Origin of the sequence: Pseudomonas khavaziana, from assembly GCF_036704165.1 — a bacterium.
Classification (GTDB): domain Bacteria; phylum Pseudomonadota; class Gammaproteobacteria; order Pseudomonadales; family Pseudomonadaceae; genus Aquipseudomonas; species Aquipseudomonas khavaziana.
Genome location: NZ_CP129946.1, coordinates 1,139,890 through 1,156,080, shown reverse-complemented (window position 1 = coordinate 1,156,080; position 16,191 = coordinate 1,139,890). Strand labels below are relative to the sequence as shown.

General features: G+C 59.7%; 14 protein-coding genes. 11 read left to right on the top strand and 3 right to left on the bottom strand.

Annotation, left to right across the window (positions count from 1 at the left end; genetic code table 11):
* The first annotated feature begins 68 nt into the window (after nt 1-68).
* The 6 genes from QYQ93_RS05075 (at nt 69) to QYQ93_RS05050 (ending at nt 8,291) form a co-directional block, all read left to right on the top strand.
* Nucleotides 69-1,667, top strand: a complete 1,599-nt coding sequence (locus QYQ93_RS05075; RefSeq protein ID WP_338476460.1) for an ABC transporter substrate-binding protein — start codon at nt 69-71, stop codon at nt 1,665-1,667.
* 75 nt (nt 1,668-1,742) lie between these two features.
* The gene (locus QYQ93_RS05070; protein ID WP_003171721.1) at nt 1,743-2,753 is read left to right on the top strand and encodes an ABC transporter permease subunit; all 1,011 of its coding nucleotides are present in this window, start codon (nt 1,743-1,745) and stop codon (nt 2,751-2,753) included.
* Between the two features lie 10 nt (nt 2,754-2,763).
* Nucleotides 2,764-3,675, top strand: a complete 912-nt coding sequence (locus tag QYQ93_RS05065; protein WP_003188486.1) for an ABC transporter permease subunit — start codon at nt 2,764-2,766, stop codon at nt 3,673-3,675.
* Nucleotides 3,676-3,685: 10 nt separating this feature from the next.
* Nucleotides 3,686-4,654 (top strand): ABC transporter ATP-binding protein, encoded by a 969-nt coding sequence (locus QYQ93_RS05060; protein WP_043048526.1) that lies wholly within the window; start codon nt 3,686-3,688, stop codon nt 4,652-4,654.
* A complete protein-coding gene (locus QYQ93_RS05055; protein ID WP_217880069.1) occupies nt 4,654-5,625 on the top strand; it encodes a peptide ABC transporter ATP-binding protein in 972 nt (323 codons plus the stop codon). The genes QYQ93_RS05060 and QYQ93_RS05055 overlap by 1 nt, the downstream gene beginning before the upstream one ends.
* A gap of 407 nt (nt 5,626-6,032) precedes the next feature.
* Entirely contained in the window at nt 6,033-8,291 is a 2,259-nt protein-coding gene (locus QYQ93_RS05050; protein WP_338476459.1) for a TonB-dependent siderophore receptor, read from the top strand.
* Between the two features lie 198 nt (nt 8,292-8,489).
* On the opposite strand, the gene QYQ93_RS05045 is transcribed toward QYQ93_RS05050, so the two are convergent.
* Nucleotides 8,490-10,073, bottom strand: coding sequence for a peptide chain release factor 3 (locus tag QYQ93_RS05045; RefSeq protein WP_043048522.1), 1,584 nt, complete (start codon nt 10,071-10,073; stop codon nt 8,490-8,492).
* 333 nt (nt 10,074-10,406) lie between these two features.
* On the opposite strand from QYQ93_RS05045, the gene QYQ93_RS05040 reads away from it, so the two are divergent.
* From QYQ93_RS05040 to QYQ93_RS05020, 5 genes are all read left to right on the top strand, one after another.
* A complete protein-coding gene (locus tag QYQ93_RS05040) occupies nt 10,407-11,123 on the top strand; it encodes an ABC transporter permease (protein WP_043048520.1) in 717 nt (238 codons plus the stop codon).
* Nucleotides 11,124-11,143: 20 nt separating this feature from the next.
* On the top strand, nt 11,144-12,037 hold the full coding sequence (locus QYQ93_RS05035) for a glycine betaine ABC transporter substrate-binding protein (RefSeq protein ID WP_043048519.1): 894 nt from the start codon (nt 11,144-11,146) through the stop codon (nt 12,035-12,037).
* A gap of 12 nt (nt 12,038-12,049) precedes the next feature.
* Entirely contained in the window at nt 12,050-12,703 is a 654-nt protein-coding gene (locus QYQ93_RS05030) for an ABC transporter permease (RefSeq protein ID WP_034118069.1), read from the top strand.
* Complete coding sequence (locus QYQ93_RS05025) at nt 12,700-13,857, top strand: betaine/proline/choline family ABC transporter ATP-binding protein (protein ID WP_043048518.1); 1,158 nt, start codon at nt 12,700-12,702, stop codon at nt 13,855-13,857. The genes QYQ93_RS05030 and QYQ93_RS05025 overlap by 4 nt, the downstream gene beginning before the upstream one ends.
* A gap of 474 nt (nt 13,858-14,331) precedes the next feature.
* Complete coding sequence (locus QYQ93_RS05020; RefSeq protein ID WP_003188470.1) at nt 14,332-15,495, top strand: type III PLP-dependent enzyme; 1,164 nt, start codon at nt 14,332-14,334, stop codon at nt 15,493-15,495.
* A 61-nt stretch (nt 15,496-15,556) separates the two neighbouring features.
* On the opposite strand, the gene QYQ93_RS05015 is transcribed toward QYQ93_RS05020, so the two are convergent.
* Entirely contained in the window at nt 15,557-15,832 is a 276-nt protein-coding gene (locus QYQ93_RS05015; RefSeq protein ID WP_338476457.1) for a type II toxin-antitoxin system RelE/ParE family toxin, read from the bottom strand.
* The gene (locus QYQ93_RS05010) at nt 15,832-16,098 is read right to left on the bottom strand and encodes a CopG family ribbon-helix-helix protein (protein WP_217880063.1); all 267 of its coding nucleotides are present in this window, start codon (nt 16,096-16,098) and stop codon (nt 15,832-15,834) included. The genes QYQ93_RS05015 and QYQ93_RS05010 overlap by 1 nt, the downstream gene beginning before the upstream one ends.
* Nucleotides 16,099-16,191: the final 93 nt, after the last annotated feature.

Here is a 16,191-nt window from a genome sequence, read left to right as displayed (position 1 = left end):
AGACGGCGGGCTCAGGACGAGCCCGCCGTCTACGCTTTTCTGGCTCCATCGATTGCAGAGGGCTCTGAATGAAAATGCTCCCGCTACAAGCCGCCATGGCTGCCGCGCTGTTGAGCGTGGCAATCGGCGTTTCGGCCAAACCGCTGGTGGTGTGCACCGAAGCCAGCCCGGAAGGTTTCGACCCGGTCCTGTACACCACCGCCGTGACCGCTGATGCCGCTGCTGAAACCATGTTTAACCGTCTGGTGGATTTCAAGCCTGGCACCACCGAAGTGGTTCCCGCGCTGGCCAAAGAACTGCCGGAAATCAGCGCCGATGGCTTGACCTACACCTTCCACCTGCGTGACGACATCAAGTTCCACACCACCGACTATTTCAAACCCACGCGCAACATGAATGCCGACGACGTGCTTTGGAGCTTCCAGCGCCAGCTGGACCCGAATCACCCGTGGCACAAGAAATCGAACGTGGGCTACCCGTATTTTGAAAGCATGGGCTTCAAGGAACTGCTCAAAAGCGTAGAGAAGATCGATGACCACACCGTCGTCTTTACCCTGACCCGTCCCGAAGCACCGTTCTTGGCCGACCTAGCCATGGCGTTTTCCTCGATTCACTCCGCCGAATACGCGGACCAGTTGCTCAAATCCGGCAAGACCGATGACCTGAACGCCAAACCGATCGGCACCGGGCCGTTTATCTTCACGCGCTATGCCAAGGACGCCCAGGTGCGTTTCAAGGCAAACCCGGACTATTTCCGTGGCAAGCCACCGGCCGACCCGCTGATCCTGGCGATCACCACCGACAACAACGTGCGCCTGCAGAAGCTCAAGGCCAACGAGTGCCAGATCGCGCTGTATCCCAAGCCCGATGACGTGCCGAGCGTCAAGGCCGACCCGAACCTGAAAGTCGATGAGCTGGCGGCCATGACCACCAGCTACACCGCCCTGAACACGACCCACAAGTACATGAGCGATGCACGGGTACGCCACGCGATCAACATTGCGTTCGACAAGGCCGGCTACACCGAAGCCCTGTACGGCAAAGGCAACGCGGTGGTGGGCACCGGCCCGTATCCACCGACCTTGCTGGGCTTCAATGACAAGCTCAAGAACCCACCTCGCGACCTGGACAAGGCCCGTGCCCTGCTCAAGGAAGCCGGCGTACCGGAGGGCACCGAGTTCACCCTGTTCACCCGTAACGGCGGCGGCCCGACCAACCCCAACCCAATGCTCGGCGCCCAGCGCATGCAGGCAGACCTGGCCCAGATCGGCCTGAAGGTCAACATCAAGGTCATGGAATGGGGCGAGATGCTCAAGCGCGCCAAGGCAGGCGAGCACGACATGGTTTCCGCCGGCTGGGCCGGGGATAACGGCGACCCGGATAACTTCCTCACCCCTAACCTGAGTTGCGATGCAGCGAAAAACGGCGAAAACTACGCCCGCTGGTGTAACAAAGAGTTTCAAGACTTGATCGACAAGGCCCGCGCCGACGCTGAACCCGCCGAGCGCGCTGCACTCTATGAACAAGCTTTGGCCGTTTTCGAGAAGGACCAACCCTGGATCCCCATGGCCTACCCGAAAATGTTTACCGCCATGCGCAAGAACGTCGAGGGTTATACCCAAAGCCCTTTGACCACCAATAACTTCGCCACCACCCAGGTGAAGTAATAAGAAAAACGCTCGGCACCGTCGACACTGACGGTGCCGGACCTGCCTAACCGGCTGATTGAGGTACACACCAAGATGTTTAGTTTTATTGCCCGCCGACTGGGGTTATTGATCCCCACGTTCTTCGGCATCACGTTGCTGACCTTTGCGTTGATTCGCATGATTCCAGGCGACCCCGTAGAAGTCATGATGGGCGAGCGACGGGTTGACCCCGAAATGCACGCACAGGCAATGGAGCGCCTTGGCCTTAACAAGCCGCTGTATGCGCAATACCTGGACTATGTCGGCAAGCTCGCCCAGGGTGACCTTGGCGAATCACTGCGCACCCGCACCAGCGTGTGGACCGAATTCACCGCCCTCTTCCCCGCGACCTTGGAGCTGTCCATGGCCGCGCTGTTGTTCGCCGGTATCCTAGGCCTGTTGGCCGGGGTAATCGCGGCCTTGAAACGAGGATCCCTGTTCGACCATGGGGTAATGGGCATCTCCCTGGCGGGGTATTCGATGCCGATCTTCTGGTGGGGCCTGATCCTGATCATGTTCTTCTCGGTAAGCCTGGGCTGGACCCCGGTTTCCGGGCGTATCGACCTGCTCTACGACATCGAGCCGCGCACCGGCTTCATGCTGATCGACACCCTGCTGGCCGACGAGCCGGACGCGTTCTGGGACGCCCTGCACCACCTGATCCTGCCGGCCATCGTGCTGGGCACCATCCCGCTGGCGGTGATCGCGCGGATGACCCGTTCGTCGATGCTCGAAGTACTGCGTGAAGACTACATCCGTACCGCCAAGGCCAAGGGCCTGTCGCCAGCGCGCGTGGTGTTCGTGCATGGCCTGCGCAACGCGCTGATTCCGGTGCTTACTGTGGTCGGCCTGCAAGTCGGCACCCTGCTGGCCGGTGCGGTACTGACCGAAACCATCTTCTCGTGGCCCGGCATCGGCAAATGGCTGATCGAAGCCATTGGCGCGCGGGACTACCCGGTGGTGCAGAACGGCATTCTGCTGATCGCCTGCCTGGTGATCCTGGTGAACTTCGTAGTGGACATCCTCTACGGCTTCGCCAACCCACGCATCCGTCACCAGCGCTGAGATCATGACCATGACCACACCTACTCAAGTGTCAGCAGTCGATCAGAGCCTGCTGTACCCATCCCCGTACAAAGAATTCTGGCAAGCCTTCTCCAAGAACAAAGGCGCGGTTGCCGGCCTGCTGTTCATGCTGCTGATCGTGTTCTGCGCGATCTTCGCCCCGTGGGTTGCACCGCATAACCCAAGCGAGCAATACCGCGACTTCCTGCTGACCCCGCCAGCGTGGCTGGAAGGTGGGCAGATGCAGTTCCTGCTCGGCACCGACGAACTGGGCCGTGACTTGCTCTCGCGCCTGATCCAGGGCTCGCGCCTGTCGTTGCTGATCGGTTTGTCGTCGGTGGTGATGTCGCTGATCCCGGGTATCCTGCTGGGTCTGTTCGCCGGGTTCTTCCCGCGCTTGCTCGGCCCAACCATCATGCGCCTGATGGACATCATGCTGGCCCTGCCGTCGCTGCTGCTGGCCGTGGCGATTGTCGCCATCCTCGGCCCTGGCCTGATCAACACCGTGATCGCCATCGCCATCGTGTCGTTGCCGTCTTATGTCCGTCTGACCCGCGCTGCGGTAATGGGCGAACTGAACCGCGACTACGTGACTGCCGCCCGCCTCGCCGGCGCCGGCCTGCCACGCCTGATGTTCATCACCGTGCTGCCTAACTGCATGGCGCCGCTGATCGTACAAGCGACCTTGAGCTTTTCCTCGGCGATTCTCGATGCCGCGGCTCTGGGCTTCCTCGGCCTTGGCGTACAACCGCCAACCCCGGAGTGGGGCACCATGCTGGCTTCGGCCCGAGACTACATCGAACGCGCCTGGTGGGTCGTGAGCCTGCCTGGCTTGACCATTTTGCTCAGCGTGCTGGCAATCAACTTGATGGGTGACGGCCTGCGCGATGCGCTGGACCCGAAACTCAAGAACGCCGCCTGAGGAGATTCCCATGTCACTGTTAGAAATCAAGAATCTCAACGTCCGCTTCGGCGACAAGACCGCCGTGCCGGTGGTCGATGGCCTCGACATTTCCGTCGACAAAGGCGAAGTACTGGCGATCGTTGGCGAGTCGGGTTCGGGTAAATCCGTGACCATGATGGCGCTGATGGGCCTGATCGAGCACCCCGGCATCGTCACCGCCGACGCCCTGAACTTCGACGGCAAGGACATGCTCAAGCTGAGCAACCGCCAGCGCCGCCAGATCGTCGGCAAAGACCTGGCGATGGTGTTCCAGGACCCGATGACCGCGCTGAACCCCAGCTACACCGTGGGTTTCCAGATTGAAGAAGTGCTGCGCCTGCACTTGAAAATGTCCGGCAAACAAGCACGCAAACGCGCGATCGAACTGCTGGAAAAGGTTGAAATCCCAGGCGCTGCCAGCCGGATGGATGCCTACCCGCACCAACTGTCCGGCGGTATGAGCCAGCGTGTTGCGATCGCCATGGCGATTGCCGGCGAGCCGAAACTACTGATCGCCGATGAACCGACCACCGCACTGGACGTGACCATCCAGGCGCAGATCATGGAGCTGCTGCTGGCCCTGCAGAAAGAGCAGAACATGGGCCTGGTGCTGATCACCCACGACCTCGCGGTGGTGGCCGAAACTGCCCAGCGCGTGTGCGTGATGTATGCCGGCCAGGCCGTGGAAGTCGGCCAGGTGCCGCAGTTGTTCGATATCCCGGCACACCCCTACAGCGAAGCGTTGCTCAAGGCGATTCCCGAGCACAGCCTCGGCGCCACGCGCCTGGCCACGCTGCCGGGTATTGTGCCGGGCCGCTATGACCGCCCGCAGGGTTGCCTGCTGTCGCCGCGCTGCCCGTACGTGCAGGAAAACTGCCGCACCCAGCGCCCGAGCCTTGATCCGAAAACCAACAGCCTTGCGCGCTGCTTCTACCCCTTGAACCAGGAGGTGGCGTAATGGCCGTCGTTCTTACCGCCCGCGACCTCACCCGTCACTACGAAGTGTCCCGTGGCCTGTTCAAGGGCCACGCCACGGTGCGGGCCCTCAATGGTGTGTCCTTTGAGCTGGAAGCCGGCAAGACCCTCGCCGTGGTGGGCGAGTCGGGTTGCGGCAAGTCCACCCTGGCCCGTGCGCTGACGCTGATCGAAGAGCCGTCTTCAGGTTCCCTGAAAATCGCTGGCCAGGAAGTCGCCGGTGCCGACAAGGCCCAGCGCAAGCAATTGCGCAAAGACGTGCAGATGGTGTTCCAGAGCCCGTATGCCTCGCTCAACCCACGGCAGAAAGTCGGTGATCAACTCGGTGAGCCGTTGCTGATCAACACCAACCTGTCCGCTGCCGAGCGCCGCGAAAAAGTGCAGGCGATGATGAAGCAAGTGGGCCTGCGCCCCGAGCATTATCAGCGCTACCCGCACATGTTCTCCGGCGGCCAGCGCCAGCGTATCGCCCTGGCCCGGGCAATGATGCTGCAACCCAAAGTGCTGGTGGCGGATGAGCCGACCTCGGCGCTGGACGTGTCGATCCAGGCCCAGGTGCTCAACCTGTTCATGGACTTGCAGCAGGAGTTCAACACTGCCTATGTGTTCATCTCCCACAACCTGGCGGTGGTGCAGCACGTTGCCGACGATGTGATGGTGATGTACCTCGGCCGCCCGGTGGAAGTGGGTCCCAAGGAAGACATTTACGCACGCCCGCTGCACCCTTACACCCAGGCGCTGCTGTCGGCCACCCCCACGATTCATCCTGACCCGGACAAGCCGAAGATCAAGATCGTCGGCGAACTGCCCAACCCGCTGAACCCGCCGCCTGGCTGCGCGTTCCACAAGCGTTGCCCGTATGCGACCGAGCGCTGCAGCAGCGAGGAGCCGTTGTTGCGGCCGTTGGATAATCGGCAGGTGGCGTGCCACTACGCGGAGCAGTTCGTGGCCTGAAGCAACACAATTCTTCTCTGTAGGAGCGAGCTTGCTCGCGAAAGACGTCAACGATAACGCGGGTAGTCTGGTTTAACGCGGTGTCCATGGATTCTTCGCGAGCAAGCTCGCTCCTACAGAGGCTGCGGTTTCAATGAGTTCCATCGCCCTTCCCGCCAGATTGCGCATCAGTCTGGCCGGAGGGGCTTTTTTTTGCGCGCCTGTAACAAAAAATACCGTTTGAACCAATGCCAAGCACCTTGAAAACATTGAGCCAGGGCCTGACGAAAAGTGTATAGATTGTAAATGCAATTTACTTCTGTTTGAGAATCAATATCATTACGGCGCATGGAGAGCGCTGGATGCGCGAAAAAATTCAGACGCCTCTCGTTCTATCGCCCCCCCCCCCCTTAAAGGACTTTGTGGACATGTCGTCTCAATTCAGGCTCAGCCATCTATCGCTGGCGTTTATCGCTACCCTTTCGTCCCCCGCGCTGTTGGCGCAGAGTGTGGAAAAACAGCGCGACAAAGTGCCGATCGAAGCGACAGACCTGCCTGTAGACGGCACACCCCAGGCCTTGGTGCTGGAAGAGACGCGAGTGCTGGGCACTGCCGCCGAAGAACTCAAGCAAGCCCCTGGCGTATCGATCATCACCGCCGAGGACATCAAGAAGCGCCCGCCCACCAATGACCTGTCGGAGATCATCCGCCGCGAGCCAGGCGTCAACCTGACCGGCAACAGCTCCAGCGGCAGCCGTGGCAATAACCGCCAGATCGACCTGCGCGGCATGGGCCCGGAAAACACCCTGATCCTGATTGATGGCAAACCGTCGACCTCCCGCAACGCAGTACGTTATGGCTGGAGCGGTGACCGTGACACCCGTGGCGAGACCAACTGGGTGCCGGCCGAAGAAGTCGAACGCATTGAAATCCTGCGCGGCCCGGCCGCCGCCCGTTACGGCTCCGGAGCCATGGGTGGGGTGATCAACATTATCACCAAGCGCCCGACCGACCAGTTGCACGGTTCGCTGACCGCCTACACCGCCTTCCCCGAAAATGACGCCGAAGGCGCGAGCAAACGTACCAACTTCAATCTCAGCGGCCCGCTGACCGACAGTCTCGCATTCCGCGTCTATGGCGGGCTGAACAAGACCGACGCCGATGACGCCGACATCAACCGCGCAGCCCAAGCGACCCCGGATTCGCTGGTGGCCGGCCGCGAGGGCGTGCGCAATAAAGACGTCAATGGCCTGCTGAGTTGGCAATTCACCCCGGAACAAACCCTCGACCTGGAAGCCAGCTACAGCCGCCAGGGCAATATTTTCGCCGGCGATACTATGCTCAACGGCGGTGGTGCATTCGTGGAAAGCCTGGTGGGCAAGGAAACCAGTGTGATTCAACGCAGCAGCTTCTCTGCCACGCACCGCGGGGAATTTGACTGGGGCTCGACCCTGGCCTCGTTGACCCACGACCTGACCCGCAACGAACGCCTCAACGAAGGCCTGGCCGGTTCCGGCGAGGGTGCACCTTCGGCCAGCGCAGGCCGTTTTGAATCACGCCTGCGCAATACCCGGGCCACTGCAGAGGTCAATCTGCCGCTGAGCTTCGGCACCGAACAGGTGCTGACCCTGGGCAGCGAATACCTCTACGAATCGATGAACGATCCCGGCTCGTTGCGCCCGCAAAGCTATGACCCGGGCACCGGCGGCGTACCCGCCATACCTGGGGTCAGCCGCAACAGCACCAAGACCACCGCATCAAGCTACGCCTTGTTTGCCGAGGACAACATCGAACTGGGCAGCAAGACCATCATCACTCCAGGCTTGCGCTACGACGATCATGAAGAATACGGCGGCAACTGGAGCCCCAGCCTCAACGCCTCCCATCAGTTGACTGATGAGCTGAGCCTCAAGGGCGGTATTGCCCGGGCCTACAAGACCCCGAACCTGTATCAGTCCAACCCCAACTATTTGCTCTACAGCCGTGGCAACGGTTGCAACGCCAGCGAAGCCAACATGGGCGGTTGCTACCTGGTGGGCAATCGCGACCTCAGGCCGGAAATCAGCGTCAACAAGGAAATCGGCCTGGCGTTCGACAGGGGCAGCTGGCGCACCAGCGCGACGTACTTTCGTAATGACTATAAGAACAAGATCAATGCCAGCAACGAGGCGGCATTCCGCCTGGGCAATGGTCGCCGTGTACTGGAGTGGGAAAACAGCGGACCGGCGTTGGTCCAGGGGGTTGAAGGCAACCTGTTCGTGAGCCTGCGCGACGACTTGGACTGGAACACCAACCTGACCTACATGATCGACTCCAAGGACAAGGACACCGGCGAGCCCTTGAGCATCATCCCCAAGTACACCGTCAACACCACGCTGGACTGGCAAGCCACTGATAAGCTGTCTTTCCAGGTCAGCGGCACCTACTATGGCAAGCAGGAAGCGCCGACGCTCAACTCACGCAGCGCCAACAGCTATGATCGCAGCGCCCAGCAGGATGTCGACCCGTACGGCTTGATGGGCCTGAGCAGCGGTTATGAGTTCAGCAAAAACCTCAGCGTACGCGTCGGTATCAACAACCTGCTGGACAAGCGCCTGTCGCGCAAAGGCAACGCCGAGGATGCCGGTGCCCAGACCTACAACGAGCCAGGCCGGGCTTACTTTGCGTCGGTGACCACGTCGTTCTGATCCAGGGTTTGCGTCAATTTCCAGCCTTATAGAGATCAGAATGTGGGAGGGGGCCCGCGAAGACGTCGGCCCAGCAAACATTGATGTTGGCTGACCCACCGCTATCGGGGGCAAGCCCCCCCCACATTTGATTGCATTTCAAGTCAATAAAAAAGGCGAAGCCATCACAGCTTCGCCCTTCTCTCAACCGCTCAGACCTTAGTGGTGCTCGCGGGTCGCGCGGAACTTCACATCCGGCCAGCGCTCTTCCATCAGCGCCAGGTTGACCCGGGTCGGAGCCAGGTAGGTCAGGTGACCACCGCCGTCGATCGCCAGGTTTTCCACGGCCTTGTTGGAGAACTCTTCCAACTTCTTCTTATCGCTGCACTCGATCCAGCGCGCGGAGTACACGGTGATCGGCTCGTAGGAGCACTCCACCTTGTATTCCTCTTTCAAGCGGCTGGCGACCACGTCGAACTGCAGCACACCGACGGCGCCGAGAATAATGTCGTTGCTGCGCTCGGGGAAGAACACCTGGGTGGCGCCTTCTTCGGCCAATTGCTGCAGGCCTTGACGCAGTTGCTTGGATTTCAGCGGGTCGCGCAGGCGTACGCGGCGGAACAGTTCCGGAGCGAAGTGCGGGATGCCGGTGAAGCCCAGGGCTTCGCCTTCGGTGAAGGTGTCGCCGATCTGGATGGTGCCGTGGTTGTGCAGGCCGATGATGTCGCCGGCGTAGGCTTCTTCGAGCTGTTCACGCTCGGAGGAGAAGAACGTCAGCGCGTCGCCGATGCGCACGTCCTTGCCGGTGCGCACGTGACGCATCTTCATGCCTTTTTCGTAGCGGCCGGAGCAGATACGCATGAAGGCGATACGGTCGCGGTGCTTGGGGTCCATGTTCGCCTGGATCTTGAACACGAAGCCGGTGAATTTCTCTTCGACCGGTTCCACGGTGCGCTCGTTGGCGACCCGAGCCAGGGGTTTCGGCGCCCAGTTCACAACAGCGTCAAGCACATGGTCGACGCCGAAGTTGCCCAAGGCCGTTCCGAAGAACACCGGGGTCAGCTGGCCGTCGAGGAACTCCTGCTGGTTGAACTCATGGCAGGCGCCCTGCACCAGCTCCAGCTGGTCGACGAAACGGTCGTACTCGTCGCCCAGGTGAGCACGGGCTTCGTCCGAATCGAGCTTTTCGATGATTTTGGTTTCGGTGCGTTCATGACCGTGGCCGGCGGTGTAGACAATGATGTAGTCGTCGGCCAGGTGGTACACGCCCTTGAAGTCGCGGTAGCAACCAATTGGCCAGGTGATCGGCGCGGCCTTGATCTTGAGGACGGCTTCAATCTCATCGAGCAACTCGATCGGGTCGCGGATATCGCGGTCGAGTTTGTTGATAAAGCTGACGATGGGTGTGTCACGCAGCCGGCAAACGTCCATCAGCGCGATGGTCCGTGGCTCAACGCCTTTACCGCCGTCGAGGACCATCAGCGCCGAGTCAACAGCAGTGAGGGTGCGGTAGGTATCTTCGGAGAAGTCTTCGTGACCCGGGGTGTCGAGCAGGTTGACCATGTGATCGCGATACGGGAACTGCATGACCGACGTGGTAATGGAAATACCCCGTTGCTTTTCCATTTCCATCCAGTCGGAGGTCGCATGGCGGTCGGATTTGCGCGATTTCACCGTGCCGGCCACTGCGATTGCCTTGCCCATCAGCAACAGCTTTTCGGTGATGGTGGTTTTACCGGCATCGGGGTGGGAAATAATGGCGAAAGTGCGGCGTTTCGCGACTTCGGCGGCCTGGTGGGTCATGGGAAATCGCCTGGCAGGTGAGTCAAAAAAGGGCGGCGAGTATAGCGCAAACCCGAGGGTACAGACCACCATTGAGCCTATTGGGGGTGGCTAAATACGCCCAAGTGTGGAACCTTTTAAAAGGTAGAGACGTCCACTCCCCTGCTATCGCACTCGGAACAGGGGCTGAAAAATCAGCAAGTTAGCCTGACGAGGCTGCGCTTATGGCTCGAACTCATGCCGCTTTTGACGGCGTTGGCGAGCTGCATTTCGCGATCACATTTCGCTGACAGCCAGCAATGGCATGCCACGCGGGAATGTGTTCGTCGACAGAAGAAAAAAAGGAGTCCGCCTGTGGCTATTCGCTATGGCAAAGGGCTTATAGGAGCAGCGGTTGTCGTCGCGCTCCTGGCCCTGCTGGTCCACTGGATCGGCATCAACACGATCGAACTGTACCGCGACGATTTGTTGTTTTACCTGCAAGCTCATCTGATTCTCGTCCTAGTCTCCATGCTGGCAGCCCTGATTGTGGGCATCCCCGCCGGTATCCTGCTCAGTCGACCGAACATGGTCGGACGCGCAGAACGCTTCATGCAGATCTTCAACATCGGCAACACCGTCCCTCCCCTGGCCGTACTGGCCATCGCCCTCGGCGTCCTCGGCATCGGCAGCGGCCCGGCCATCTTCGCGTTGTTCCTCGCCTCCTTGCTGCCCATCGTGCGCAACACCTACGAAGGCCTGAAGAATGTTCAGGGTTCCCTGAAGGAAGCTGCCACCGGCATCGGCATGACCCCGCGCCAGGTGCTGTTTCGTGTGGAACTGCCCAACGCCGTGCCGATCATCATCGGCGGTGTACGTGTGGCCCTGGCGATCAACGTCGGTACCGCACCGCTGGCGTTCCTGATTGGCGCCAATAGCCTGGGCAGCCTGATCTTCCCCGGCATTGCCCTGAACAACCAGCCGCAACTGCTGCTCGGCGCTGCATGCACCGCGCTGCTCGCATTGCTGCTTGATGGCCTGGTGACCATGGCCAGCCGTCTCTGGCTGGAACGCGGGTTACGTCCGTCTTAAGGCTTGGCAAAGGAATTCACATGAAAAAACTAAGCTTGATATTAGGCTGCGTCCTGCTGTTCGCAGGTATCGCGCAAGCCGCAGAAAAACCGGTAATCCGCATCGGCGCACGGGTCTTCACCGAGCAGACCCTGCTGGCCGAAATCACTTCCCAGTACCTGCGTACTAAGGGCTATGACGCCCGGGTAACTGGCGGCCTGGGCAGCAACCTGGCGCGCAGTGCCCAGGAAAGCGGGCAACTGGACCTGCTCTGGGAGTACACCGGTGTCTCTCTGGTGGCCTACAACCACGTGGACGAGAAACTCGACAGCGAACAGTCCTACGCCCGGGTGAAAGAACTCGACGCGAAAAAAGGCTTGGTCTGGCTCTCGCCGTCGAAATTCAGCAACACCTACGCGCTGGCACTGCCGGAAAACGTGGCCAAGGAATTTCCGCAGATCAATAGCATCAGCGACCTGACCAAGGCACTGGCCGAGGACACCAAGGAAAACCGCCTGGTGGCCCTCGACACCGAGTTCGCCAATCGTTCCGACGGCATGGGCGGCATGGTCAAGTTGTATGACATGAACCTCACGCGCAAAAACACTCGGCAGATGGACGCTGGCCTGGTCTACACAGCCCTGCGTAATGGCCAGGTGTTTGCCGGTTTGGTCTACACCACCGATGGCCGCCTGAACGCGTTCAAATTGAAGCTGCTGGCCGACGACAAGCATTACTTCCCGGACTACACCGCAGCCCCGGTGATCCGTCAGCAATATCTCGACCAGCATCCGCAATTGGCCGCAGAGCTCAAGCCCTTGGCCGAGCTGTTCGACGACGCAACCATGCGCGAGCTGAATGCGCGGGTCGACGTCGCCCATGAAAGCCCGTCCGCTGTCGCCGCCGATTTCCTGCGCCAACATCCGATCAACTAAGAAGGAGAAGACATGGAATTCCTGAACGCCTTTTCCCATCTTGATTGGGCCCAAGTCCTGCATCTGACCTGGCAGCACATCACCCTGGTCGGCATCGCAGTGATCCTGGCGATCGTCGTCGGCGTGCCCCTGGGCGTGCTGATGACCCGCTTCCCGACCCTGGCCGGCCCTTTGCAAGCCAGCGCCACGGTACTGCTGACCGTGCCTTCAATCGCCCTGTTCGGCCTGCTGCTGCCCTTCTACTCCAAGTTCGGCCAGGGCCTGGGGCCGATGCCGGCGATTACCGCAGTGTTCCTCTACTCCCTGCTGCCGATCATGCGTAACACCTACCTCGCACTGACCGGGGTGGAACCGGGTATTCGCGAAGCCGCACGCGGCATCGGCATGACCTTCGGCCAGCGCCTGCGCATGGTCGAGCTGCCCATCGCCGTGCCGGTGATCCTCGCCGGGGTGCGCACCGCCGTGGTGATGAACATCGGCGTGATGACCATCGCCGCCACCATCGGTGCCGGTGGCCTGGGTGTACTTATTCTGGCTTCCATCAGCCGCAGCGATATGTCGATGCTGATTGTCGGCGCCGTGCTGGTCAGTCTCCTGGCCATCTTCGCCGACCTGCTCCTGCAATGGCTGCAACGCTCGCTGACTCCAAAAGGATTACTCAAATGATCGAACTTCAAAACCTGTCCAAGACTTTTCAAAGCAACGGCAAGACCATTACCGCCGTCAACGATGTAAGCCTGACCGTCAACGAAGGCGAGATTTGTGTATTCCTGGGGCCCTCGGGCTGCGGCAAGAGCACCACGTTAAAAATGATCAACCGCCTGATCAAGCCCAGCTCGGGCAAGATCCTGATCAATGGCGAAGACACCACCGACCTGGACGAAGTGACCCTGCGCCGCAACATCGGCTATGTGATCCAGCAGATCGGCCTGTTCCCCAACATGACCATCGAAGAGAACATCGTGGTGGTGCCCAAGTTGCTGGGTTGGGACAAGCAGAAATGCCACGACCGCGCCCGCGAGTTGATGAGCATGATCAAGCTGGAGCCCAAGCAATACCTGCATCGCTACCCGCGTGAGCTGTCCGGCGGCCAGCAACAGCGCATCGGCGTGATCCGTGCCCTGGCGGCCGACGCGCCGCTGCTGCTGATGGATGAGCCATTCGGCGCGGTCGACCCGATCAACCGCGAAATGATCCAGAACGAGTTCTTCGAGATGCAGCGCGCGCTGAACAAGACCGTGATCATGGTCAGCCACGACATCGACGAAGCGATCAAGCTGGGTGACAAGATCGCCATCTTCCGCGCCGGCAAGCTGTTGCAGATCGACCACCCGGATACGCTGCTGGCGCACCCGGCCGACGAGTTCGTCAGCAACTTCGTGGGCCAGGACAGCACCCTCAAGCGCCTGTTGTTGGTGAAGGCCGAAGACGCGGCAGACAACGCCCCGTCGGTCAGCCCGGAAACCCCGGTGGCCGATGCCCTGGAGCTGATGGACGAGCATGACCGTCGCTACGTGGTGGTCACCTGTGCCGAGAACAAGGCGCTGGGTTATGTACGCCGTCGCGACTTGCACCGTCAGACCGGCACGTGCGGCCAGTACCTGCGCGAGTTCAACGCTACCGCCGTGTACGACGAGCATTTGCGCATCCTGCTGTCGCGCATGTATGAGTTCAACCGCTCGTGGTTGCCGGTGATGGATGCAGAGCGGGTGTTCCTGGGTGAAGTGACCCAGGAGTCGATTGCCGAGTACTTGAGCTCTGGTAAGTCCCGTGGGGGCAAGACCAGTATTGTCTCGCCTGCCGAGACTGCATTGGCATGAACTGACACAACAGGGATAAAAATGTGAGAGGGGGCTTGCTCCCGATAGCGGTGGATCAGTGGCTGAGTAAGTGACTGACACACCGCTATCGGGAGCAAGCCCCCTCCCACATTTGTCCCTCGGTGAGTCAGGGAAATGTCCTCAATTCCCATTCAGCGGGGAACATCAATCCGTCACACCGGTCGGTTACATAAGTAGCTGCACGCGACCGTACGACGAACGCGTGCAAAAACGCGACATTTTTAGTTGATCCCACGCCCATCAAGCCCTAAAGTTCGCGCCGAACGTCCATGCTGGAAACGATCCATCCGGCTCAAGTACTGACGACGAGACAGCAAGGCCAAGGGAAGCTTATCCCATGGCCTTTTTGCTTTCGGCGACATGCCTTGGGAAGTAGGCGAACCAAAGTGGGGATACGGAGGACGTTCATTTGCACCCATTGCTAATTTCAGTTTGCCCCTAGGAGTCCCCAGCATGTCGATCAACGTCGAAGATTATTTCGCGCGCGCCACCTTTGACAAAATGAAGGCGTTCGCCGACAAGCAAGAAACCCCGTTCGTGGTGATCGACACCGCGATGATCAGCCAGGCCTACGATGACCTGCGCGCCGGTTTCGAATTCGCCAAGGTGTATTACGCGGTCAAGGCCAACCCGGCCGTCGAGATCATCGACCTGTTGAAAGACAAGGGTTCGAGCTTCGACATCGCCTCGATCTACGAGCTGGACAAGGTCATGGACCGCGGCGTCAGCGCCGACCGTATCAGCTACGGCAACACCATCAAGAAATCCAAGGACATCCGCTACTTCTATGAGAAGGGCGTGCGCCTGTTCTCCACCGACTCCGAAGCCGACCTGCGCAACATCGCCAAGGCCGCGCCGGGTTCGAAAGTGTATGTGCGCATCCTCACCGAAGGCTCGACCACGGCCGACTGGCCTTTGTCGCGCAAATTCGGCTGCCAGACCGACATGGCCATGGACCTGCTGATCCTCGCCCGTGACCTGGGCCTGGTGCCGTACGGCATCTCGTTCCACGTCGGCTCGCAACAGCGCGACATCAGCGTTTGGGACGCGGCCATCGCCAAGGTCAAGGTGATCTTCGAGCGTCTGAAGGAAGAAGACGGCATTGAACTGAAGCTGATCAACATGGGCGGCGGCTTCCCGGCCAACTACATCACCCGCACCAACAGCCTGGAAACCTATGCCGAAGAAATCATCCGTTTCCTCAAGGAAGATTTCGGCGACGACCTGCCGGAAATCATCCTGGAGCCAGGCCGCTCGCTGATCGCCAACGCCGGCATCCTGGTCAGTGAAGTGGTGCTGGTTGCACGTAAATCGCGCACCGCCGTCGAGCGTTGGGTGTATACCGATGTGGGCAAGTTCTCCGGCCTGATCGAAACCATGGACGAAGCCATCAAGTTCCCGATCTGGACCGAGAAGAAAGGCGAGATGGAAGAAGTGGTGATCGCCGGCCCCACCTGCGACAGCGCCGATATCATGTACGAGAACTACAAGTACGGTTTGCCATTGAACCTGGCGATTGGTGATCGTCTGTACTGGTTGTCGACCGGTGCCTACACCACCAGCTACAGCGCGGTTGAGTTCAACGGGTTTCCGCCGTTGAAATCGTTCTACGTGTAAGAACGCTATAACTAAAAAGCCCATGACGTTTCATGGGCTTTTTAGTGTGTGCTACACAATCTCAGCGATCCTCGCGAACGTGCCATAACCGTAAAACATAGAGTGTCGACTGTTGAATTTCGTAGCGCATTTCGTAATGGCCTACCAGAAGTCTTCTTACGTCTCGCGGCGAAAACTCTTCAATTCTCTCCCCGATACGCGGATTACTGAGCAATGTGTCAGGCGCCTTGGATAGTGACTGAACGGTGCGGGCGGCAGCTTGGCGGTTAACAACAGAGAGGAAGTCATACAATCGAGACAAATCGGACAATGCTTTACTCGTCCACCTCAGCTCCATCAGCGCGGTACCGGTAGCGGCGAATCCGTACTCAGGCTGTCGGCCCAGGCTTGCACTGCCTGGTGATCAATCACACGTCCCGCATCCACATCTGCCATCGCCTCAAGCGTCAAACGGCTACGTTCTTCTTCTTGATCGACCCAATCGGCAAGGGCTTGTTTCACCACCCATCCGCGTGAGCGATCCATTCGCGCGGCCATCTTGTCGACTTTCTGAGCAAGGGCGGTGGGGATATGAGCTGTCATTACTTTGGTTTCGGCACCCATGGAAACTCTCTTCGCGGATATCTGACACGCATTTGATTGAGTGTGATTAAACATTAATCATAGTGATTTAAGCAGAAGCTTCAACCTCAAGCA